The sequence below is a fragment of the Mycolicibacterium sp. Y3 genome (genome assembly GCF_051188035.1).
GTDB classification, from domain to species: Bacteria; Actinomycetota; Actinomycetes; order Mycobacteriales; family Mycobacteriaceae; genus Mycobacterium; species Mycobacterium fluoranthenivorans.
Window position 1 is genome coordinate 5,208,243 of sequence record NZ_JAVQLT010000001.1, and the last position, 23,085, is coordinate 5,231,327.

The 23,085-nt window shown below is 68.2% G+C and carries 20 protein-coding genes and 1 pseudogene; 10 read left to right on the forward strand and 11 right to left on the reverse strand.

Annotated elements, in window-relative coordinates:
• The first annotated feature begins 14 nt into the window (after positions 1–14).
• Positions 15–809, forward strand: a complete 795-nt coding sequence (locus QN239_RS25400; protein ID WP_499014596.1) for an SDR family oxidoreductase — start codon at positions 15–17, stop codon at positions 807–809.
• 60 nt (positions 810–869) lie between these two features.
• On the opposite strand, the gene QN239_RS25405 is transcribed toward QN239_RS25400, so the two are convergent.
• Positions 870–1,235, reverse strand: a complete 366-nt coding sequence (locus QN239_RS25405; protein WP_499014598.1) for a nuclear transport factor 2 family protein — start codon at positions 1,233–1,235, stop codon at positions 870–872.
• Between the two features lie 113 nt (positions 1,236–1,348).
• Between QN239_RS25405 and QN239_RS25410 the strand changes: the two genes are divergently transcribed.
• The 4 genes from QN239_RS25410 (at position 1,349) to nei2 (ending at position 7,928) form a co-directional block, all read left to right on the forward strand.
• Entirely contained in the window at positions 1,349–1,999 is a 651-nt protein-coding gene (locus QN239_RS25410; RefSeq protein ID WP_499014600.1) for a TetR/AcrR family transcriptional regulator, read from the forward strand.
• Between the two features lie 89 nt (positions 2,000–2,088).
• Entirely contained in the window at positions 2,089–6,609 is a 4,521-nt protein-coding gene (locus QN239_RS25415) for an ATP-dependent helicase (protein WP_499014602.1), read from the forward strand.
• Positions 6,610–6,670: 61 nt separating this feature from the next.
• Entirely contained in the window at positions 6,671–7,156 is a 486-nt protein-coding gene (locus QN239_RS25420) for a DUF2834 domain-containing protein (protein ID WP_499014604.1), read from the forward strand.
• 4 nt (positions 7,157–7,160) lie between these two features.
• Positions 7,161–7,928 (forward strand): endonuclease VIII Nei2, encoded by a 768-nt coding sequence (nei2, locus tag QN239_RS25425; protein WP_090356028.1) that lies wholly within the window; start codon positions 7,161–7,163, stop codon positions 7,926–7,928.
• A 1-nt stretch (position 7,929) separates the two neighbouring features.
• On the opposite strand, the gene QN239_RS25430 is transcribed toward nei2, so the two are convergent.
• Together QN239_RS25430 and QN239_RS25435 are read right to left on the reverse strand one after the other, a co-directional pair.
• Positions 7,930–9,036: a fatty acid desaturase family protein gene (locus tag QN239_RS25430; RefSeq protein WP_499014606.1), complete on the reverse strand. Its 1,107-nt coding sequence runs from the start codon at positions 9,034–9,036 to the stop codon at positions 7,930–7,932.
• A gap of 37 nt (positions 9,037–9,073) precedes the next feature.
• The gene (locus QN239_RS25435; RefSeq protein WP_499014608.1) at positions 9,074–10,141 is read right to left on the reverse strand and encodes a ferredoxin reductase; all 1,068 of its coding nucleotides are present in this window, start codon (positions 10,139–10,141) and stop codon (positions 9,074–9,076) included.
• A 156-nt stretch (positions 10,142–10,297) separates the two neighbouring features.
• Between QN239_RS25435 and QN239_RS25440 the strand changes: the two genes are divergently transcribed.
• Entirely contained in the window at positions 10,298–10,987 is a 690-nt protein-coding gene (locus QN239_RS25440) for a TetR family transcriptional regulator (protein WP_499014610.1), read from the forward strand.
• On the opposite strand, the gene QN239_RS25445 is transcribed toward QN239_RS25440, so the two are convergent.
• Positions 10,988–11,758 carry an SDR family NAD(P)-dependent oxidoreductase gene (locus QN239_RS25445; RefSeq protein ID WP_499014612.1) on the reverse strand — a complete coding sequence of 257 codons (771 nt, stop codon included), beginning with the start codon at positions 11,756–11,758 and terminating at the stop codon, positions 10,988–10,990.
• 137 nt (positions 11,759–11,895) lie between these two features.
• Between QN239_RS25445 and QN239_RS25450 the strand changes: the two genes are divergently transcribed.
• A complete protein-coding gene (locus tag QN239_RS25450; RefSeq protein WP_499014614.1) occupies positions 11,896–12,663 on the forward strand; it encodes an FkbM family methyltransferase in 768 nt (255 codons plus the stop codon).
• Here QN239_RS25450 and QN239_RS25455 read toward each other — a convergent pair.
• The 3 genes from QN239_RS25455 to QN239_RS25465 form a co-directional block, all read right to left on the reverse strand.
• Positions 12,660–13,511, reverse strand: a complete 852-nt coding sequence (locus QN239_RS25455) for a pseudouridine synthase (protein ID WP_499014615.1) — start codon at positions 13,509–13,511, stop codon at positions 12,660–12,662. The two genes, QN239_RS25450 and QN239_RS25455, sit on opposite strands and share 4 nt — an antisense overlap.
• Positions 13,512–13,518: 7 nt before the next feature.
• A complete protein-coding gene (locus QN239_RS25460; protein WP_499014617.1) occupies positions 13,519–15,258 on the reverse strand; it encodes a glycerol-3-phosphate dehydrogenase/oxidase in 1,740 nt (579 codons plus the stop codon).
• Between the two features lie 98 nt (positions 15,259–15,356).
• On the reverse strand, positions 15,357–16,772 hold the full coding sequence (locus tag QN239_RS25465; RefSeq protein ID WP_187098543.1) for an NAD(P)H-quinone dehydrogenase: 1,416 nt from the start codon (positions 16,770–16,772) through the stop codon (positions 15,357–15,359).
• A 94-nt stretch (positions 16,773–16,866) separates the two neighbouring features.
• Between QN239_RS25465 and QN239_RS25470 the strand changes: the two genes are divergently transcribed.
• Positions 16,867–17,340, forward strand: a complete 474-nt coding sequence (locus QN239_RS25470) for a gamma-glutamylcyclotransferase family protein (protein ID WP_090356048.1) — start codon at positions 16,867–16,869, stop codon at positions 17,338–17,340.
• A 67-nt stretch (positions 17,341–17,407) separates the two neighbouring features.
• Here QN239_RS25470 and QN239_RS25475 read toward each other — a convergent pair whose 3' ends face one another.
• The 3 genes from QN239_RS25475 to QN239_RS25485 form a co-directional block, all read right to left on the reverse strand.
• A complete protein-coding gene (locus tag QN239_RS25475) occupies positions 17,408–18,295 on the reverse strand; it encodes a type IV toxin-antitoxin system AbiEi family antitoxin (protein WP_499014619.1) in 888 nt (295 codons plus the stop codon).
• 161 nt (positions 18,296–18,456) lie between these two features.
• The gene (locus tag QN239_RS25480) at positions 18,457–19,620 is read right to left on the reverse strand and encodes an amidohydrolase (protein WP_499014620.1); all 1,164 of its coding nucleotides are present in this window, start codon (positions 19,618–19,620) and stop codon (positions 18,457–18,459) included.
• Positions 19,617–20,801 carry a M20 family metallopeptidase gene (locus QN239_RS25485; RefSeq protein WP_267290378.1) on the reverse strand — a complete coding sequence of 395 codons (1,185 nt, stop codon included), beginning with the start codon at positions 20,799–20,801 and terminating at the stop codon, positions 19,617–19,619. The genes QN239_RS25480 and QN239_RS25485 overlap by 4 nt, the downstream gene beginning before the upstream one ends.
• Positions 20,802–20,819: 18 nt before the next feature.
• Here QN239_RS25485 and QN239_RS25490 point away from each other — a divergent pair, with 18 nt between their 5' ends.
• Positions 20,820–21,614: a purine-nucleoside phosphorylase gene (locus QN239_RS25490; RefSeq protein WP_090356059.1), complete on the forward strand. Its 795-nt coding sequence runs from the start codon at positions 20,820–20,822 to the stop codon at positions 21,612–21,614.
• Here the strand turns inward: QN239_RS25490 and QN239_RS25495 are convergent.
• Complete coding sequence (locus QN239_RS25495) at positions 21,611–22,699, reverse strand: AbrB family protein (RefSeq protein WP_499014623.1); 1,089 nt, start codon at positions 22,697–22,699, stop codon at positions 21,611–21,613. The genes QN239_RS25490 and QN239_RS25495 overlap by 4 nt on opposite strands.
• 146 nt (positions 22,700–22,845) lie before the next feature.
• Here QN239_RS25495 and QN239_RS25500 point away from each other — a divergent pair.
• Positions 22,846–23,061, forward strand: a pseudogene (locus QN239_RS25500) (MarR family transcriptional regulator); the annotation flags it as partial.
• Positions 23,062–23,085: the final 24 nt, after the last annotated feature.

A 23,085-nucleotide genomic window follows, 5' to 3' on the forward strand; every position in this document is an offset into this window, starting at 1 on the left:
GGTAGACGCGTCTCATGCAGATCGAAGGCCGGGTGGCCGTCATCACCGGGGCGGGTTCGGGTATCGGACGGGCGTTGGCCCATGCGTTCGCGGCGGCCGGCGCGTCGGTGGTGGCCGGAGACCTCAACGGAGTCGCGGCCGCCCAGACCGCTGAGTCGATCGGGGATCACGCCGTCGGAGTGTCAGCAGATGCCGGTTCGACCGGGGGTATCGCCACACTGATCGAGACCGCGCGGGCGCAGTTCGGGCCGGTCGACATCTACGTCGCCAATGCCGGCATCATCGGCGCACCCGGGCTCGGCACCGAAGCCGAGTGGGACCGGGTGCTGGACGTGAACCTGCGCTCCCACATCCGGGCGGCGGACGCCCTGGTGCCCGAGTGGCTGCAGCGCGGCGGGTATTTCGTCAGCGTCGCCTCGGCGGCCGGCTTGCTCACCCAGGTGGGCGCGGCCGGCTACGCCGTCACCAAACACGCCGCGGTGGGCTTCGCCGAGTGGTTGTCGATCACCTATGGGGACAACGGGATCGGTGTCACCTGCGTCTGCCCGATGGGGGTGGACACGCCGCTGCTCACCGATATCCGCGATTCCACGGATCCGGCCACCCGGCTGGCCGCCGATTCGGTCACCACCGCGGGCCAGGTGCTCACCGCCGAGGAGGTGGCTGCCGCAACGCTGGCGGGTGTACGCCACGAACGGTTCCTGGTGCTGCCGCACCAAGCGGTGCTGGACATGTACCGGGGAAAGGGTGCCGACTACGACCGCTGGATCGCAGGGATGCGGCGGTATCAGCGCGCGCTGGGTGGGTGACCGGTTCGGGGATCGGGCGCGCCGTGACGGGTCGAGATGGAGCGTCGACCTGGAGCACGGTCAGGGCTCGATGACCAGTCTGCTGATCAGCGCACCCGCCAGCGAGAACCGATAGCGCAGGTCGGCGACACCGCCTGGAAAGTTCCCCTCCAGGTGTTGCAGGACATGGACGTTCTCAGCGTCAACCACGGTGGCGCCCGCGAATTCTGTTGTGTAGGTGTACTCGCCGGCAGGACCGGTCAGCCAGGCGTTGATCTGCTCGTGGCCGACATGATCATGCCCTTCGTCGGTCACAACGGCATCGGCCGCGAATACCGAGAGCACTGTGCTGTCCTCGCCGGCCGCATGCGCGGTGAGGTAGGTCTTGACGATCGCTGGGAGCGCATCCCATTCGGATTGTGCGTTCTTGCGGTGATGGAGTGTCATGACCACCACGGTGCAGTCTCCCGCAGGGGAAGAGTCAAGCTGCCCGGTCGACCGCTGGCCAGATATCGCAGGGCACCGGCTGCTGTTACACACCTGCGCATTACGATTCCCGCATGGGGGAATCGCGGCGACGCCTGTCCCCGGACGACCGGCGCACCGAACTGCTGAACCTCGGCGCCGAGGTGTTCGGGCAACGCCCCTATGACGAGGTCCGCATCGACGAGATCGCCGAACGGGCCGGCATCTCCCGTGCGCTGATGTATCACTACTTCCCGGACAAGCGCGCGTTCTTCGCCGCGGTGGTCCGCGCCGAGGGTGAGCGCCTGTTCCAGGCCACCAACCACGCATCTGAGCCGGGGCAGACGCTGTTCAGTCAGGTGCGCGCGGGAGTACTGGCCTACCTGCGGTACGACGAGGAACACCCGCACGGCGCCTGGGCGGCGTATATGGGCATGGGCCGTGTCGACCCGGTGCTGCGCGGGATCGACGAACTGGACAACGACCGCCAGGCCGACCGGATCATCGGCGCGATCACCGCGGTCGCGGGCGATACCGCCACGCCGGAGCTGGCCCGCGATCTGCGGGTCACGGTGTACGGCTGGCTGGCCTTCACCTTCGAGTTCTGCCGGCAACGGGTGCTCGACGCGTCGCTGGACCGCGATTTCGTTGCCGACACCTGTGCCCACGCCCTGCTCGACGCGGTCGGCCGAGTCCCCGGCATCCCTGCCTCATTGGCCACTGCAGTCGCGCCCGACGCCCGCTGACCAGCGATTTGTGCACGTTCACCGGCGCCGATCGCCGGTGAACGTGCACAAATCGCGGAGTTGTCGGTGGTGGGCGGCACTATGGACTGATGGCCCCACCCGATCCGCTGGGCCGGTTCAGCGAGCTGACCCGGCAGTGGTTCGCGGGCACCTTCCCGGCCCCCACCCTGGCGCAGTCCGAGGCCTGGTCCGCGATCGCCGACGGGCGGCACACCCTGGTCATCGCGCCCACCGGTTCCGGCAAGACGCTGGCGGCGTTCCTCTGGGCCATCGATCAGCTCGCCCGTACCGAACCGAGCCGCGGCACCAAGGTGCTCTACGTGTCGCCGCTGAAAGCCCTCGCCGTCGACGTCGAACGCAACCTGCGCACCCCGCTCACCGGTATCGCCCGGGTGGCCGAACGGCTCGGCGAGCAGGCCCCGGCCATCACCGTGGGCGTGCGATCCGGGGACACCCCGCCCAAGCAGCGCCGTGAGCTGATCGCGAGGCCGCCGGACATCCTGATCACCACCCCCGAGTCGCTGTTCCTCATGCTCACCTCGTCCGCCCGGGACACGCTGACCTCGGTGCACACCGTCATCGTCGACGAGGTACACGCCGTCGCGGGCACCAAACGCGGTGCGCACCTGGCCCTTTCGCTGGAGCGCCTCGACGCCCTGCTCGACGCTCCGGCCCAGCGCATCGGACTGTCGGCGACCGTACGCCCGCCCGAGGAGGTGGCGCGCTTCCTGGCCGGGTCCACCCCGGCGCATATCGTCGCCCCACCTGCCGACAAGACCTTCGACCTCAAGGTCCAGGTACCCGTGCCGGATATGGCGAATCTGGCCGACAACTCGATCTGGCCGGATGTCGAGGAGCGCATCGTCGACCTGATCGAAGCGCATCAGTCGTCGATCGTCTTCGCCAATTCCCGGCGCCTGGCCGAGCGACTCACGTCCCGGCTCAACGAGATCCACGCCGAGCGCACCGGTATCGAACTGCCCGAGGGGCACAACCCGAAGGTGGGTGGCGGCGCCCCCGCCCACGTCATGGCCAGCGGCCAGAGCTTCGGCGCACCCACCCTGCTGGCCCGCGCCCATCACGGCTCGGTGAGCAAGGAGCAGCGCGCCGCCGTCGAGGACGACCTGAAAAGCGGGCGGCTCAAAGCCGTCGTCGCCACCTCCAGCCTGGAACTGGGCATCGACATGGGTGCGGTGGACCTCGTCATCCAGGTCTCGGCGCCCCCCTCGGTGGCCAGCGGCCTGCAGCGCATCGGCCGTGCCGGTCACCAGGTCGGCGAGATATCTCAGGGCGTGCTGTTCCCCAACCATCGCACCGACCTGATCGACTGCGCGGTCACGGTGCAACGGATGCAGGCCGGCGAGATCGAGTCGATGGCGGTGCCGGCCAATCCGCTCGACATCCTCGCCCAGCACACCGTGGCCGCGGCCGCGCTGGAACCGCTGGACGTCGAGACCTGGTTCGACACGGTGCGCCGCAGCGCTCCCTTCGCGACCCTGCCCCGTAGCGCATTCGAGGCGACGCTGGATCTGTTGTCCGGGAAGTACCCGTCCACCGAATTCGCCGAACTGCGCCCGCGACTGGTCTATGACCGCGGCGGGGAACTTGGAGCCACCCTGACCGCGCGGCCCGGGGCGCAGCGGCTGGCGGTCACCTCCGGCGGCGCGATTCCCGACCGCGGCATGTTCACCGTCTACCTCGCCACCGAAAAACCCTCCCGGGTCGGGGAACTCGACGAGGAGATGGTCTACGAGTCGCGTCCGGGCGATGTCATCTCGCTCGGCGCCACCAGCTGGCGGATCACCGAGATCACCCACGACCGCGTGATGGTGCTGCCCGCACCCGGTCAGCCGGCACGGCTGCCGTTCTGGCGCGGTGACAGCGTGGGCCGGCCCGCCGAGTTGGGCGCCGCGGTCGGTCGGTTCACCGGCGAGCTGGCTGCGCTGGGCCGCGCGGACTTCGAGGTGCGCTGCGCAGAAACCGGTTTCGATGATTTCGCCACCGACAATCTGTGGCAACTGCTCGACGAACAACGCCAGTCCACCGGCGTGGTGCCCACCGATACCACGCTGGTGGTGGAACGGTTCCACGACGAGCTGGGTGACTGGCGGCTGATCTTGCACTCCCCGTACGGGCTGCGGGTGCACGGCCCGCTGGCACTGGCCGTGTCGCGGCGGCTACACGAGCGCTACGGCATCGACGAGAAGCCGACGGCCTCCGATGACGGCATCATCGTCCGGCTGCCCGATACGGATGAAAAGCCGCCCGGGGCAGATATTTTCGTGTTCGAGGCCGACGAGATCGAGCCACTCGTCACCACCGAGGTGGGCGGGTCGGCACTGTTCGCCTCCCGGTTCCGCGAATGCGCGGCCCGTGCGCTGCTGCTGCCGCGCAGGAATCCGGGCAAACGGTCACCGCTGTGGCATCAACGCCAGCGGGCCTCACAGCTGCTCGACGTGGCCCGTAAGTACCCCGACTTCCCGATTGTGCTGGAGACCGTCCGCGAATGCCTGCAGGACGTCTATGACGTGCCGGCGCTGACCGACCTGATGAGCCGGATCGCACAGCGCCGGGTGCGATTGATCGACGTCGAGACCACCACGCCCTCACCTTTCGCGGCGTCCGTGCTGTTCGGCTACGTCGGCGCGTTCATGTACGAGGGCGACAGCCCGCTGGCCGAACGCCGGGCGGCCGCGCTGTCCTTGGACAGCGTGCTGCTCGCCGAACTGCTCGGCCGGGTCGAGCTGCGGGACCTGCTCGACCCCGAGGTGCTCGCCGCGACCGCCCGTCAGTTACAGCATCTCGATCCCGACCGGGCCGCCCGCGACGCGGAGGGTATCGCCGACCTGCTGCGGTTGCTCGGCCCGCTCACGGCGGAGGAACTGGCCGACCGCTGCACCACGACGGAGATCGGTGGCTGGCTGGAAGGCCTGCGCACCGCACGCCGGGCGCTGACGGTGACATTCGCCGGGTCGACCTGGTGGGTGTCGATCGAAGACATCGGGTTGTTGCGCGACGGTGTCGGGGTAGCCGTACCGGTCGGAGTTCCGCTGACGTTCCTGGAGTCCGTCAGCGATCCGCTGGGCGAACTGCTGGGTCGTTACGCCCGCACCCACGGCCCGTTCAGCACCGCCGATGCGGCCGCGCGGTTCGGGCTGGGGCTGCGGGTGACCGCCGATGTGCTGGGCCGGATGGCCGCGGACGGCAAACTCGTGCGCGGTGAGTTCAGCGATGCCGCAGCCGGCCCGGCGGCGGCATCGGGCCCGCGTGGCGAACAGTGGTGTGACGCAACGGTTCTGAAGATCCTGCGGCGACGGTCCTTGGCGGCGTTGCGCGCCGCGGTGGAACCGGTCAGCCCCGCCGCCTATGGCCGGTTCCTGCCGGCCTGGCAGCACGTCGGATCCACGAACAACCGCGGCGTCGACGGGCTGGCCGCGGTGATCGATCAGCTGGCCGGGGTGGCTCTGCCGGCCTCGGCGGTCGAATCTCTGGTGCTGCCGCAACGGGTCGCCGACTATCAGCCCGCCATGCTCGACGAACTGCTGGCCTCCGGCGAGGTGACCTGGTCCGGTGCCGGACAGATCGGGGCCGCCGACGGCTGGGTGGTCTTCCATCTGGCCGACTCGGCACCGCTGACCCTGCCCGCGCCCGCCGCGATCGAATTGACCGACACCCACCGTGCCCTGCTGGACACCTTGTCCGCCGGCGGCGCGTTCTTCTTCCGGCAACTCACCGAAGACGGTAAGGAAAGCACGTTCAGCGCTGCGCTGTGGGAGTTGATCTGGGCCGGCATGGTCACCGGCGACACGTTCGCCCCGGTGCGGGCGGTACTGCACGGGTCTCGCCGGGCACCCGCACACCGGCAGCGCCAGCGCCCGCCGAAGCTGAGCCGATACCGGATCGCACATCCCGCGCCACGCACCGACCCGAAGGTCTCCGGGCGCTGGTCGGCACTGCCCGCACCGGAACCGGACTCGACCGTGCGCGCCCACTTCCAGGCCGAACTGCTGCTGAATCGGCATGGAGTCCTGACTCGCGGTGCCACCGAGGGGCTGCCCGGCGGGTTCGCGATGCTCTACAAGGTGCTCACCGCCTTCGAGGACGCGGGGCGTTGTCAACGCGGCTATTTCATCGAATCACTGGGCGGCGCCCAGTTCGCCGCGGCGTCGACGGTGGACCGGCTGCGCAGTTATCTGGACGGGGTCGACCCGGAGCGCCCCGACTGGCATGCGGTGGTGCTCGCGGCGACCGACCCGGCCAACCCGTACGGAGCCGCACTGCCCTGGCCCGGCGAAGGTGACTTCCGGCCGGGTCGCAAGGCCGGCGCACTGGTGGTGCTGGTCGACGGCCGGCTGGTGTGGTTCCTGGAACGGGGCGGCCGCTCACTGCTCAACTTCGGTGCCGAATCCGGGGCCCAGCAGGCCGCCGCCACCGCGCTGGCCGATCTGGTACGAGACCAGCGGTTGTCGTCACTGCTGGTCGAACGGGTCAACGGAGTGTCCGTGCTGGACCCGGCCTCCGACGAGGGACGCGAGGCGCGCGCGGCCGCGCAGTCCGCCCTCACCGAGGCCGGTTTCGCACGGACGCCGCGCGGGCTGCGGCTGCGCTGACTCGGCACACAGGAATGACAAAATTGACGAAACTTGCCCCGGCGCGGACCATACTGGCGACATGGTCTCGCTCGCCGTTCACCTGATTCTCGGACTCGTCGTCATCGCCTGGATCGTCAACGCCAACCGCGACATCTTCACCCGCCCGGCGACCGGTCCGAACATCTCCGCCCTGGAGGCGACGTTCTACCTCGTCGGCATCGCCGGCACCGTCATCGGCTACTACTTCAACTACCGCTATGTCGCCGAATACGCGACCCCGTCGAGCAATCCGATCTGGGGCCCGGGCAGTTGGCAGGAATTCATCACGCTCGGGTACACCAACCCGGCGGCGAGCTCGGCCAGCCAGGACTACACCATCATCAACGTCATCCTGCTGCCCCTGTTCACCATCGTCGACGGCTACCGGCGCGGGATCAAGCGGCCGTGGCTGTACTTCGTGTCGAGCCTGTTCACCAGTTGCGCATTCGCCTACGCGTTCTACTTCGCCACCCTGGACCGTCAACACCGGCACCAGAAGGCTCTCACCGGGGTCGGTGTTCAATGATGGTATGCCCGAAGGTGACACCGTCTTCCACACCGCCGCCAAACTGAGGCAGGCACTCGTCGGAAAGACGTTGACCCGCTGCGACATCCGGGTGCCGCGCTACGCGACGGTGGATCTGACCGGCCACGTGGTCGACGAAGTGCTCAGCCGGGGTAAGCACCTGTTCATCCGGGTGGGCTCCGAGGATGGTGGAGCCAGCATCCATTCCCACCTCAAGATGGACGGCAGCTGGCGGATCGGTCCGGGCCGGGTGGAGCCGCACCGGATCCGCATCGTGCTCGGCACGCAGGACGGCGTGGCCACCGGTATCGATCTGGGCGTACTGGAAGTCCTGGAGCGGGCCCACGACCAGGACGTGGTCGCCCACCTGGGCCCGGATCTGCTCGGCCAGGATTGGGATCCGCGACGCGCGGCGGCCAACCTGAGCGCCGATCCCGATCGCGCTCTGGCCGAGACCCTACTGGATCAGCGGGTGATGGCCGGGGTGGGCAATGTGTACGCCAACGAGCTGTGCTTCGTCTTCGGGCGCAGGCCCACGGCCCGGGTCGGGACCGTCTCCGATCCGCTACGGCTGGTACAGCGTGCCCGGGATATGTTGTGGCTCAACAGATCACGAACGAACAGGTGCACCACCGGCGATACCCGGCGCGGGCAGCAGGTGTGGGTGTACGGACGGTCCGCAGAGCCGTGTCGCCGCTGCGGGACCACCATCGAGATGGACCGCAGCGGCGACCGGATCAGCTTCTGGTGCCCGAATTGTCAGGCACCGTAGGTCACTTGGGGTTCGGCAGCGCCAGCCGGCAGATCTTCTTGACGACCGAGAAGAACTGCTTGGGCAGCGGCCCACTGTTGTAGGGCAGACCGTACCGCCGGCAGATCTCCTTCACCTCACCCGAGATCTCGGCATAACGGTGCGCCGGAATGTCGGGGAACAGGTGGTGCTCGATCTGGAAGGACAGGTTGCCGCTGAAGATGTGGAACCACTTCCCACCGGTGAGGTTCGCCGAACCCAGCAGCTGCCGGTAGTACCACTGCCCGCGCGTCTCGGCCTTGGTCTCTTCGACGGTGAACTCGTGCGTGCCCTCCGGGAAATGCCCGCAGAAGATGATCATGTACGACCACACATTGCGCATCAGGTTGGCGGTCATGTTGCCCGTGAAGACGAACGGCGCGAACGGTCCGGCCAGCAGCGGGAAGGCCACGTAGTCCTTGACGGTCTGCTTGCTGACCTTCGCCCACATCTCGGTGAGCATGTCCTTCTTGTCCCGCAGCTTGATCTCACCGGAGCGGATGCGCTCGGTCTCCAGCTCGTGCAGGGCCACGCCGTACTGGAAGAACACCATCAGCAGGAATGCGTAGACCGGGTTGCCCAGGTAGTACGGATGCCACTTCTGGTCCTCACTCATCCGCAGCACGCCGTAGCCGATGTCGCGATCCAGGTCGACGATGTTGGTGTAGGTGTGGTGCATGTAGTTGTGCGAGTGCCGCCACTGGTTGGACGGGCAGGCCGAATCCCATTCGAAGTTCTGGCCGCGCAGCGCCGGATCGCCCATCCAGTCGTACTGGCCGTGCATGACGTTGTGGCCGATCTCCATGTTGTCGAGGATCTTCGACAGCCCGAGCATCACGGTGCCGATCGGCCAGGCCGGCGGCAGGAACAGCAGGGCGCGGCCACCGACCTCGAGGCTGCGCTGCATCTTGATGATCTTGCGGATGTAGGCGGCGTCACGCTCCCCCAGCTCGGCCAGTGCACGTTCACGGATGGCGTCGAGTTCCTTGCCGAACGCGTCGGCCTGCTCGGGGGTGAGCGCGTACTTCGCCTTCGGGGCATGAGTAGTGGCGGAAACGGTGGAGCTACGGGGCAATTCGAGTGTGGTCATTGCTTGTCCTTTCGCGTCACAGGGTGTTCAGGGTTCTCTACAGGTCGATCTCGACATCGCCGACGGGGGCGGTGACGCAGATTCGGATGTCTTCGCAGTCGTCGGTGGACACCGTGCCGTTGAGCACATTGCGCACGGCGCCGCGGGTTTTGGTTCGGGTGCAGCTGAAGCAGATGCCCATCCGGCATCCGCTTTCCGGGTTCAGCCCGGCGGCTTCGGCCTGTTGGAGCAGCGTCTGACCGTTGTCGGCCACCTGCACAGCACTGCCGGCGAAGGTGACGGTGCCACCGGTGGCTTCGGCGGGCACGGTGAATACCGGCGGGACGAAGCTCTCGGATAGTGCGTCCGGACGCAGCTCCCGCACTGCGTCGACGAGTGCGGGCGGACCGCACACGAAGATCGCGTCCGGTTCGGTCATCGCCGCGGCCAGGTGATGCGGGGCGAAATATCCGTCCAGATCGGCCCCGGCGTCGTCGCGGGTATAGCCGTGCAGCACCCGAACGCCGGGCATGGTGTCGAGTTCGTCGCGATAACAGGCCTCATCGGCGGAGCGCGCATAGTGGATGAACGCGGCGTCGCCGGTGAAGCCCTCGGCTTTGAGCGTGCGCAGCATCGACAGCACCGGGGTGATACCGCTGCCGCCGGAGACGAACAGGATGCGCTTGGGGCGCTGTGCGGGCATGAAGAAATCGCCGCCGACGGAGTCGAGGCCGACGGTCATCCCGGGCTCGGCGTTCTCGTAGAGGTAGGTCGACACCAGGCCACCGTCGTGCAGCCCGACGGTCAGTTCGATGAGGCGGCCACCCTCCGCGCTGGCCGGGGAGTACGGGCGGGTGCGGCGGCGTCCGTTGATCTCCACCGACAGGTTGATGTGCTGACCGGCCATGAAGCCGGTGAAGGCCCGGTTGGGTTCCAGCGTCAAGGTGACGCTGCGGGACGTCTGGCGACGGACGGCCACCACCTTTGCGCGCGCATTGCCCTTGATCCACACCGGATCGACGATCTCGGTGTACCGGTCGACGCCGTGCGGTCCGGTGAGCAGATCCAGCAGCGGTGACCGGAGCACCCGATCCCTCAGCTTGTGCGTCAATGTTTCGGTGAACATATGTACACTGTGGGCGCGATAAACTCGCATGGTCAAGGAAAATCCGCAGGTTGTGACGGGCATAACACAGTGAACATTCGTACTCTGAATTCACAAACGATTGACAACGCGGCGCCGAGCGAATCGGAGGGGCATCCGGTTGTACGCTCGTTGGTTGTGGATAGTGACGTACCGAAGTCGCGCTCCGGGCGGCCCAGTCGCTCAGGACGGCCTCGCTCGCGTGACACCTTGTCGCGCGAAGAGCGCAAAGAGGTCACCCGACGCGCGATCGTGGCCGCCGCACTGCACCTGCTCGAGGAGGGCAGCTTCACCGGCCTGAGCCTGCGGGAGGTCACCCGTGAAGCGGGCATCGTGCCCGCGGCCTTCTACCGCCACTTCGATTCGATGGAAGCTCTCGGCCTTGTGCTGATCGACGAATCGTTCCGGTCACTGCGTGACATGCTGCGCGGCGCCCGCGCCGGGAAACTCGATCCCAACCACGTCATCGACTCGTCGGCGGAGATCCTCATCGCCAGTATCAGCGACCGCCGCGAGCACTGGCGCTTCATCACCCGGGAGCGTGCCAGTGGCGTGGCCATGCTGCGCTACGCCATTCGCACCGAGATCCGGTTGATCACCTCGGAGCTCGCCATCGACCTGGCCCGCTTCCCCGGGATGAAGGACTGGAGCAGCGAGGACCTCAACATTCTGGCCAACCTGTTCGTCAACGCCATGATCTCGATCGCCGAGACCGCCGAGGACGCCTCAGAACCGTCGGCGCTGGAGGAGATCAAGCGCACCGCCGTCAAGCAGATGCGGATGATCGCGGTCGGCGTCAGGGGCTGGCGCAGCGCCGAGCGGGACTGACTAGCGCGGGGTCCCTCCACCGTCGACGATGACCACCTGACCGGTGATGTAGCTGCCGGCCCGCGAACACAGCAGCAGCGCGGGACCGATCATTTCGTCCGGCGATGCGAGCCGGCGCATCAGGGTGTTCGCCGCCATCGCGTCGACGGCCTCCTGCGGGTTGTTGCGCATCATGTCGGTGTCCACGGGCCCGGGTGCGAGGGCGTTGACCCGGATGCCCAGCGGGGCGAACTCGGCCGCCATCGAGCGGGTCACCGACATCAGCGCGGCCTTACCCGAGGCATAGATGGACAACGAGGGCGCGAAGTTGAAGGCGCCCACCGAGACCATGTTCAGCACCGCTGCCGCCGGACTCTGCGTCAGATACGGCAACGCATGCTGAACCAGGAACACCGGGCCCTGCAGATTCACGGAGTAGGACTTGTTCCAGGCATCGACCGTCATCGAACCGAACGGCTGCGCCAGCGCATTGGCCGCGTTGTTGACCACCACGTCGATGCCACCGAATTCCGACACGGTGCGGTCCACCAGCGCCGCCAGATCATCGACCTCACCGAGATGGGCCGGCACGCCGATCGCCTCGCCGCCCAGGCTCCGCAGATGCCCGGCGGCTGCGGCGCACGCATCGGGCTTGCGGCTGGCCATCACCACCCGGGCTCCGCTGAGGACGAACCCCTCACTCAACGCCAACCCGATGCCACGGGTACCGCCGGTGACGATGACGGTGCGGTCGGACATGTCGAACAACTGGTCAAACGCGGCACGATCCATGCCGGTCAGTAGATCAGACCTGGTCAGGCAGTCTGGTCACTTGCGTCATCAATTAGCTACGTGCCGGTAGTGTGGGCGGGCGTTGCTGTGTGCCGACTTGGTGTCCGGCATGAGCGTCCCCTACGACGGAGGTAGATATGCAGGTCGCGGGCCGCAATCTCGGCTTGATTGCGAAATCTGCGCTGGACCGCAGGCACTACGTCGCGGCCGCCAACATGGTCCGGCTCTACGAACACCCGGCGGAGATGTTCAAGCGCTATCTGATCGGCAAGGGGACCTACCCGTACACGGTGCGCGTCCGCACTCCGCAATCATGGCTCGACCTGCGCCTGCACTCCGGCCATGACGTCCTCACCGTCAACGAGATCTTCTGCCGCAATGACTACCTGGCCGACACCTCGGATACGGTGATCGTCGATTTCGGCTCCAATATCGGCATCTCCGCCGCTTACTTCCTGACCCGCAACGCGGCCGCATACACGTATCTGTTCGAACCACTGCCCTCCAACGTCGCGAAGCTCAAGGACAACCTGCGCCAGTTCGAAGGTCGCTTCGAAGTGCACCAGGCCGCTGTCGGCACCAGCGACGGCGAGGTGGAGTTCGCATGGGAGGAGTCCGGCCGGTACGGCGGCGTCGGGGCCGGGCACGGCAACACCCTGACCGTCCCGTTGGTGAACTCCCGCAGCGTGCTCGAAGAGGCGATCGAAAAGCACGGCAAGATCGACATCCTCAAGATCGATATCGAAGGGCTGGAAGCGGCCGTCATCGAGAACATTCCGGTCGAGCTGGCGCGAAAGATCAAGAAGCTCTACGTCGAGTACACCTTCGACCGGAATCCACTGGCCGAGACGCACGATTACCAGGACTACGGTCCGATCGCCCAGTTCACCCGCAGAGCGGTCTAGAGAACCCGACCGCTGACGAAATCGCGGGGCATACCACTGAGTGGGTCGTCGAACGCGAGCCGCTGGGCCAGCAGCTGCAGCGGAGCCGAAAAGTCACCGGGCGCCACGTCGATGACGTCCGGGTAGAGCGGGTCGTTGTCGATCGGCACACCGAGGGACGCCATGTGCACCCGCAGTTGATGGGTGCGTCCGGTGTGCGGGGTCAGACGGTAGAGCCCGTCGTCGAGAAGGTCGACGTGGGTCTGCGCGTTCGGCTCACCGGGTTCCTCGAAGGCCTGTAACCGGCTGCGCTGCTTGATGATCCGGCTGGTCAGCAGTGCCGGCAGTGCGACGGTGGGGGTCCCGGCGGCCCGGGCCAGATACGTCTTGCGTGCCCGCCCTTCGGCGAACATCGTCTGGTAGGCACCCCGGACCTCGCGGCGCACCGTGAACAGCAGCACACCGGCGGTGAGCCGGTCCAGCCGGTGCGCGGGGCTGAGTTCGGGCAGTTCCAGTTCGCGCCGCAGCCGCACCAAGGCCGTCTGCACGACGTGACCGCCGCGCGGCGTGGTGGCCAGGAAATGCGGCTTGTCCACGACGAGGATGTCGCGGTCGCGGTACAGGATCGGCATCTCGAAGGGCACCGGAATCTCGTCGGGCAGATCGCGGTACAGGTAGACATAGGAGTTCGGCGGCAGCACCGTATCGGCGGCCACCACGCCGCCGTTGGGTAGATACACCTCTCCGGCAAGGACTTTCGTAGCTGCGGGCTCGCCGAACCGGTCGGCGAGCTCCACCAACACCGAGCCGCCGCGCAACCTGACACGTGCCGGCCCGACACCGTCGCGATCCGGCAGGGGCCGTTTCACCGGCGTATCAATTCAGCGGCACCGGTTCCAGGATCTCGGCGCGTGCCTCCGGCGCCGCGGCCCGCAGCGCATCAGCGCTTTCGTCATCCGGCTGCGTCTGCGATTGCACCTCGGCCTCCACCCGCGCCAGGTATGTCGACACCTCGCGGTCGACATCCGCGGGACTCCAACCAAGAACGGGCGCAACGACTTCGGCAACCTCACGCGCGCAGTTCACACCGCGGTGCGGGTACTCGATGGAGATCCGCATCCGCCGGGCGAGGATGTCCTCCAGATGCAGTGCGCCCTCGGCGGCCACCGCGTACACCGCCTCGACCTTGAGGTACACCGGGGCATCGGTGATCGGTTCCAGCAGTTGCGGATTGCCGTCAGCCATGGCCAGTACCTCACCGATCAGCGAGCCGTAACGGTCCAGCAGGTGGCGTACCCGGTACGGATGCAGGCCGTAATGGGCACCGACATGCTCGGTCTGGTTGACCAGGGCGAAGTAACCGTCGGCCCCCATCAGCGGCACCTTCTCGGTGATCGACGGCGCCACCCGGGTCGGCACGAATTCGGCCGCGGCGTCGATCGCGTCCTGACCCATCACCCGATAGGTGGTGTACTTGCCGCCGGCGATGGCCACCAACCCCGGCGACGGCACCGCCACGGCATGTTCGCGGGACAGCTTCGACGTGGACTCGCTCTCCCCCGCCAGCAGCGGCCGCAGCCCGGCATAGACACCGTCGATATCGTCATGGGTCAGCGGGGTGGCCAGCACCGTGTTGACGTGGCCGAGGATGTAGTCGATATCGGCCTTGGTGGCGGCCGGGTGCGCCAGGTCGAGGTTCCAGTCGGTGTCGGTGGTGCCGATGATCCAGTGCGTGCCCCAAGGAATGACGAAGAGCACCGACTTCTCGGTGCGCAGAATGATCGCGACCTCACTGACGACGCGGTCGCGGGGCACCACGATGTGCACGCCCTTGGAGGCCCGCACCCGGAACCGGCCGCGCTCCTTCGACAGCGCCTGGATCTCGTCGGTCCACACGCCCGTCGCGTTGACGACCACGTGCCCGCGCACCTCGGTGACGGCGCCGTTCTCCGAGTCGCGCACCTTCACCCCGGTGACCCGGTCGCCCTCGCGCAGCAGCGCCACCACCTGCGTGGAGGTCCGCACCACGGCGCCGTAGTGTGCGGCGGTGCGGGCCACCGTCATGGTGTGGCGGGCATCGTCGACGACGGTGTCGTAGTAGCGGATACCGCCGATGAGCGAGCTGCGCTTGAGCCCCGGCGCCAGCCGCAGCGCCCCGGCCTTGAGTAGATGCTTCTGCGCCGGAACGGATTTCGCGCCGCCCAGCTGGTCGTAGAGGAAGATGCCCGCGGCCACATAGGGCCGTTCCCACCACCGTTTGGTCAGCGGGAACAGGAACGGCAGCGGTTTCACCAGATGCGGGGCCAGTGTCGTCAGCGACAGCTCGCGTTCGTGCAGCGCCTCGCGGACCAGGCCGAACTCCAGTTGTTCGAGGTAGCGCAGGCCACCGTGGAACATCTTGCTGCTCCGACTCGACGTGCCGGACGCGAAGTCCCGGGCTTCGACCAGCGCGACCCTCAGCCCGCGGGTCGCCGCGTCCAGGGCCGCACCCGCGCCGACCACCCCGCCGCCGATGACCACGACATCGAACTGTTCGCTGCCGAGGCGCTGCCAGGCCGCCGCACGGTGCTCGGGTCCGAGCTGAGCTTGTCCCTTGCCTGAGATCGGGTCAGTCACGCCGGAGGCTCCTCGTGGTTACTCGTGGGTAGGCGTTGCCGTTCCGAGCCTACGTCGCGCAGGCGACCCTTTGTGGGTCCAGCGCGTCGAACTGACCTTTAGTCCAGGTCATCATGTGCCATCAGACGTCGCGCCGCCTCGACGATCGAGCCGGACAGCGACGGGTACACCGACAGCGTCTGGGCCAGGTCACCCACCGAGATCCGGTTCTGCACCGCCAGGGCGATGGGCAGGATCAGCTCGGAGGCGATCGGCGCGACCACCACACCGCCGATCACCACACCGGTGGCCGGCCGGCAGAAGATCTTGACGAAGCCGAACCGCAGCAGCGACATCTTGGCCCTGGCGTTCGTCGTCAGCGGAAGCATCAGGGTCCGGGCGGGCACGGTGCCGTCATCGATCTTGGTCTGCGGGACGCCGACCGCGGCGATCTCGGGCCGGGTGAACGTGGCCGACGCGACGGTGCGCAAGCGGATGGGATTCACCCCTTCACCCAGCGCGTGATACATCGCGATGCGGCCCTGCATGGCGGCGACCGAGGCCAGCGGCAACAGTCCGGTGCAGTCCCCCGCCGCGTAGATGCCGGGCGCTTTCGTGCGCGATACCCGGTCCACGGTCAGGTAGTTACCCGGGCCGAGTTCGATCCCGGCCCGGTCCAGACCGAGGCCGCTGGTGTTGGGCACCGAACCGACGGTCATCAGGGCGTGACTGCCCTCGACCACGCGACCGTCGGCCAGTGTGACCTTGATCCCGTTGTCGGTACGGACCACCGAGTCGGCCCTGGCGTTCTTCACCAGCGACACGCCGCGCTCGGAGAAGGCCTCCTCCAGCACGGCGGCGGCGTCGGAGTCCTCGTGCGGCAGGATCTGGTCGCGGCTGGCCACCACGGTGACCTTCACACCGAGCTCGGTGTACGCGCTGCAGAACTCCGCACCGGTCACACCCGAGCCGACGATCACCAGATGCTCGGGCAGCTCGGTGAGGTCGTAGAGCTGGCGCCAGTTCAGCACGCGTTCGCCGTCCGGGACCGCGTTGGGCAGCACCCGTGGAGTGGCGCCGGTGGCGATCAGCACCACATCGGCCTTGAGCACCCCGACCTTGCCGTCCGGGGTGGAGACCTTGACTCGGTGATGGGCCATCCCCGGCACGCTGTCGACCAGCTCACCGCGGCCCTTGACCACGTTGACCCCCGCGTTGAGCAGGGTGGCACCGATATCGGCGGACTGCGATCTGGCCAGCGTCTTGACCCGGTTGTGGATCTGCTCGAGGGAGATCTTGGCGTCGTCGATGGCGATGTCGAAGCCCAGACCGTTGGCGCGACGCAGCTCGGTGCGCACCCCCGTCGAAGCGATGAAGGTCTTGGACGGCACGCAGTCGAACAGCACGCAGGCGCCACCGATACCGTCGCTGTCGACGACGGTGACCTGAACGGCGTCCGGGCCGCGGGACGCGGCGACCAATGCGGCCTCGTAGCCGGCGGGACCGCCGCCGATGATCACGATGCGGGTGGGCACGGTGATAAACGTAGTGGGTCGCTTCGCTCCCGCCCACACGGCCGATCCCCCGGGTCGCTTCGCTCCTGCCCGCCGGAGCGCCTAAAGTTGGCCCGTGCCGCTCTACGCCGCTTACGGATCGAACATGCATCCGGAGCAGATGCTCCAGCGCGCCCCGCATTCTCCGGTGGCCGGCACCGGTTGGTTGCACGGATGGCGCCTGACGTTCGGTGGCGAGGACTTCGGCTGGGAGGGCGCCCTGGCCACCCTGGTCGAGGATCCCGACGAAAAGGTCTTCGTGGTGCTCTACGACATGACCAAAGAGGACGAGGGCAACCTGGATCGCTGGGAGGGCTCCGAGCTCGGCTTCCACAAGAAGATCCGGTGCCGGGTGGACCGGCTGTCCTCGGACACCACCACCGATCCGGTGTTGGCCTGGCTGTACGTGGTCGACGCCTGGGAAGGCGGCCTGCCGTCGGCGCGCTACCTCGGCGTGATGGCCGACGCCGCCGAGATCGCCGGCGCACCCGCCTCCTATGTGCACGATCTGCGCACCCGGCCGGCCGCGAACGTCGGCCCCGGCACCTAGCCCCCGGGCCCGCGAGTGTGCGTGTCTGCACACCGACACGCCGCAATTCCTGGCAGTCAGCGCACGCTCACGCCGCCTGAGCGCGACGCAACTGCCGATCGATCCGCGCCACCAACTCCACTTGTCGATACCGCACGTCGGCGAAGAGGATCGGCACCACGGTCCAGCCGGCGTCCTGGACGGCAGCCAACCTCCGGCGGTCGCGTCGCATCTCCTCGGGCCCGCTGTGCCAGTCGACACCTTCGTACTCGGCGGCCACCCGCATCTGCGGCCAGCCGAAGTCGAACCGACGCAGTTCGCCGTTCCCGTCGATGATCTCGTACTGCAACTGCGGTATCGGCAGGCCACCGTCGATCATCACCAGCCGCGCCTCGCTCTCCATGGGTGATTCCGCGCGCCCGTCAGCCAGCGGGAGCAGATGCCGGACCGCGACGATGCCGCGCCGCCCTGCCTGTGCCTGCGCCGCCCGCCACATATCGGTGCGGCTGCACGCCCCGCTGCGCAGTGCGGCGTCCAGCGTCGCCAGCGCACGCGGACGGCGCAGCGACCGGGCCACCTCCACCGCCGTCCAGTGCGCAGCGGTGGCGAGCCGACCGGCGGCGTAGGCCAGCGGTGCGCCGTCGCGCCGGTGCACCACCAAGCCGTCGGTCGATCTGAGTTGGCCCCGTGGTGGATTGAGGACGTGCAGGTCCGCTGTGCCCTCCGTGTCGAAGCCGTAGCGCGCGGCCGCCGTACCCAGACACACCGGCACCGAAGCACCGGTCGCCAGGTCCAGCCCACGCAAGCGCACCTCCTCGGTGGCTTGGCCCTTTCCGTAGATGCCCTGCCACAGCCGGTCGAATTCACCGTTGCGGACGGCTGCTTCGAAGGCGCGCCTCGGCATATGGGCGAGCAGCTGCGCGCTGGTGGCGACCCCACCTTGGCGCTCCAGCAGGCTGATCAACTCCGGATTCATGCCCACGATCGTCGACGCCGGACGCACCCCTCGGCCAGACCCAGATCGCACTCTGTGGATAACCGTGCGACCGCGCACCTTCACCGCCGGCGAGCGTGCGCTGACTGCCAGGAGTTGCGGCGCGTCGGTGTGCAGACACGCACGCTCGCGCAGCAGGAGAGCTAGGCCGAGTACTGCACCAGGTTCACCATCACCCGCACCCCGACCGCCAGCGCCCGCTCGTCGAGGTCGAACGTGGGCTGGTGCAGATCCAGCTGCGGCCCGCGGCCCGACCAGACCCCGAGGCGGGCCATCGCACCGGGCACCTCTTCCAGATACCAGGAGAAGTCCTCGCCGCCGCCGGACTGGTGCGTGTCGGCCAGCGCGTCCGGGCCCAGCGCCTCGATGGCATGGGTGAGGATGCGGGTGGAGGTCTCCTCGTTGACCACCGGCGGCACGCCGCGCCGGTAGTTCACCGCATGCTCGACCTTCAGCGGTCCCAAGATCGACGAAACCGCTTCTTGGACAAGAGATTCCAGTGTCAGCCAGGTCTCCCGGCTGGCGGTGCGGATGGTGCCCGCCAATGTCCCGGTCTGCGGGATGGCGTTGGCCGCCACCCCCGCGTTGACCGCGCCCCACACCATGACGGTGCTCAGCCGCGGATCGATGCGTCGCGACAGCACACCCGGTACCCCGGTGATCAGCATGCCCAGCGCGTACACCAGATCACCGGTCAGGTGCGGTCGCGAGGTGTGTCCACCCGGCGAGTGCAGGGTGATCTCGATCGAATCGGCGGCTGAGGTGATCGGTCCGGGGCGGGTGGCCACCTTGCCGACCTCCAGTCGCGGATCGCAGTGCAGCGCGAAGATCCGCGAAACCCCGGACACCGCACCGGCGGCCACGGCATCGATCGCGCCGCCGGGCATCAGCTCCTCGGCCGGCTGGAAGATCAACCGCACGCCGGTCGGAAGCTCGGGCGCCGACGCCAGCGCCAGCGCCGCGCCGAGCAGTACCGCGGTGTGCGCGTCGTGCCCACACGCGTGCGCCACCCCGGGGACCGCCGACGAGAACGGCAGACCCGTGCGTTCGGCCATCGGCAGCGCGTCCATATCCGCGCGCAACGCCACCCGGGGTCCGTCGTCGGGACCGAAGTCACACGTCAGTCCGGTGCCGCCGGGCAGCACCTTGGGGTTGAGCCCGGCATCGGCCAACAGGTTGGCGACGAACTCGGTGGTGGCGAATTCCTGCCGGCCGAGTTCGGGGTGGGTATGGATGTGGCGGCGCCAGGCCACCAGGTCCTCGTGGTGGGCGGTCAGCCACGCTTCGGTGTGCTCGCGCAGCGTCATGACGCCCTCCGCCGGGCCTGGGCGGCCAGCACCCGGTCACGTTCGCCGGCATCCTGCGCCAGCGCAACCACGGTGCGGGCCAACATGATTGCGCCTTCGGTGACAGCCTTGTCGGCAGACGGGCCCGCCGCGGCCACCGTGAACTCGGGTTGGTGGATCGACGCACCGCCGGCGTCCACCCCCACCACCGGATGGATGCCCGGCATCACCTGCGTGACGTTGCCCATATCGGTACTGCCCAGCGGCAACGCCACCTCCAGCTCCTTGGTCACCGGGGTGCGCCCGAACCGCAGCATCTCGGCGCGGAACACCTCGGACAGGAACGCATCCGGCGCCAGCGCGTCGTAGGGCGGGGCGGTCTCGGCGACGGTGTGCCCACAGCCGGTGGCCACCGCGCCGGCGGCGAAACACCCGGCCATCCGTTCCTCCAGTTCGTGCAGCGATTGCATGGTGGTCGCGCGCATGGTGTACCGCAGTTCGGTGTGCGCGGGAATGATGTTGCTGGCCTGGCCGCCCTCGGTGACCAGTCCGTGCACCATCTGACCGGGGGCCAACTGCTGGCGCAACAGCCCGATCGCCACCTGCGCGACGGTGAGCGCGTCGGCGGCGTTGATCCCCAGGTACGGCGCGACCGCGGCGTGCGATTCGCGGCCGGTGTACTCGACGGCCACCTCCGACAGGGCCAGGGAGCGGGCGGCGGCGATATCGACCGGACCTGGATGCAACATCACCGTCGCCGCGATGTCGTCGAAGGTTCCGGCCTTGAGCAACAGGGCTTTTCCACCACCTGTCTCCTCGGCGGGGGTGCCCAGCAGGACGACGGTCAGCCCGAGCTCGTCGGCCACCTCGGCCAGCGCCAGTGCGGTGCCGACGGCGGAGGCGGCGATGATGTTGTGCCCGCACGCGTGCCCGATCCCCGGCAGCGCGTCGTATTCGGCGCAGATCCCGATGACCAGCGGCCCGCTGCCGTACTCGGCGCGAAACGCGGTCGGCAATCCGGCGGGCGCCGCCGTCACCGTGAACCCGCGTTCCGCGGCCAGCGCCTGGGTCTTGGCGCAGCTGCGATGTTCCTCGAACGCCAGCTCGGGCTCGGAGTGGATCGCGTGGGAAAGCTCGATCAGATCCCCGCGACGCCGGTTGACGACATCCTCGACACTCGACAACGCGGCGACCGTGGGCATCCTGGCAGTATCTCATTCGTGACCGATCCGCAGCGCTCAGCCGATGCCGCCGCCGAAGTGATCCGGGACCGCACCGGTGTCGACGCGTACGACGTCGCCGTGGTGCTGGGGTCCGGCTGGGCGCCGGCCGTCGGGCAACTCGGGACGCCCGACGCCACCATCGCGATGGCCGACCTGCCCGGCTTCACCCCGCCGACCGCGGCCGGACACGGCGGCCAGGTGTTGTCGCTGCGCGTCGGCACGCACCACGTCCTGGTGCTGGTGGGCCGCATCCACGCGTACGAGGGCCACGACCTGCAGCACGTCGTGCACCCGGTGCGCACCGCATGCGCGGCCGGGGTGCGCACCGTCGTGCTCACCAATGCCGCGGGCGGGCTGCGTGCCGACCACCACGTCGGGGAACCGGTGCTGATCAGCGATCATCTGAACCTGACGGCACGGTCACCGCTGATCGGGGCGCAGTTCGTCGATCTGGTGGATGCCTATGCGCCGCGGCTGCGGGCCATCGCCCGGGAGATCGACCCGACCCTGACCGAGGGCGTCTACGCCGGGCTGCCCGGCCCGCATTACGAGACTCCGGCGGAGATCCGGATGCTGCGCACCCTCGGTGCCGACCTGGTCGGGATGTCCACGGTGCACGAGACGATCGCGGCGCGCGCGGCGGGCGCGCAGGTGCTGGGCGTATCGCTGGTGACGAACCTGGCCGCGGGGATGACGGGCCAGCCGTTGTCCCACGCGGAGGTGCTCGAAGCCGGCCGTCAGTCGGCGACGCGGATGGGCGCGCTGCTGGCCGCGGTGATCGCGCGTCTCTAGCCGGCTGTTGCGGCTTCCAGCGGCTCCGGCCGCCTGGTGGTGAGCCGGGCCAGTAGCCGGGCCAGCAGGGGTGCGGCGAACAGCATCAGCAGGATGCGCACCACTTGCGCGGCGATGATGAACGTGACGTTGGAGCCGGTCTCGACGGCCGTGGCCAGGACGGCGTACACCCCGCCCGGGCTGGTGGCCAGGTAGCCCTCCAGCGGGGTCAGCCCGGAGAAATGAGCCAGCGCGACACCGAGACCGGCGGTGGCGACGCCGAGCGCCACGATCAGCGCCAGCGCCCACGGCAGGATGCGGGCGACCGCGCGCAGGGATTCCCGCGTGAACGCCAGACCCGCCTGCCAGCCGATCACCAGATACGCGACCTGGACCAGCAGATCGGGCACGGCGAGGCCGAACGACAGACCGCTGAGCTGCCATGCCACCGTGAGTGCCAGCGGCCCGAGCAATCCCGCGCCGGGCAAGCGCACCAGCTTGCCCACGGTGGCACCGACGACGATCAGCACGATGAGCAGGCCGACGCTGAGATACCAAGGTGCCGATGGTGATTCGCCGACCACACCGGAACGGGCGTGGGACTTGTCGGCGTGGTAGACCAGCGTGACCACCACCGGCATCGACGCCGTCACCAGCGCCACCCGCAGGTACTGCACCACCGACACCACTCGATCGTCACCGCCGAGTTCGCGGGCGATGGCCACCAGACCGGACGCGCCGCCGGCGACCAACGCCAGCGATCCGGTCAACGGGGTGACGTCACGGTGCACACCGAGCAAGGCACCGGCGAGCACCGAGAGCATCAGCGTGGCCACCGCGACACCCAGCACCGGCAACCAGTGCGGCCCGAGCGTGCCGACGGCATCCTCGGACACCATGGTGCCGATGTAGACGCCGAGCACACCTTGGGCCGCCATACCGGCGCGGCGCGGTACGCCTGCCGGCGCGAACGAACACAGGGCCAAGGCGATGCCGACCACCAGTGCGGCGAACAGGGCCGCCGACGGTACTCCGGCCAGGGTGAGTGGGACCGTGACGGCCGCACTGGCCGCCAGCAACAACACCCACCTACCGAATCTCTTCATCTCTATATCAAGTATGAACTTGCCTTTCCTGACATTCAACTTGAGTGACAGCGTTCAAATACCAAGGTTAGACTTGTCAAATGGGTCCGAATGACACGTCCGCCGCGACCGAGCTGCGGGAATCGATGATGGCGGTCACCCGGCAGATGCGCCGACACCGGCCCGATCACGGCCTCACCCGCAGCCAGCTGGAACTGCTCGGCGAGGTCAGCCGCGCCGGTTCCACCACCCCCGCCGAATTGGGCGCCCGGCTGCACGTGCGGGTGCAATCGCTGACCGACGGCATCAACGACCTGGTGAGCCGCGGACTGGCGTCCCGTCGTGCCGACGACCACGACCGACGGCGCCAGCTGATCGAGCTCACGCCGGCCGGCTCGGCGCTGCTG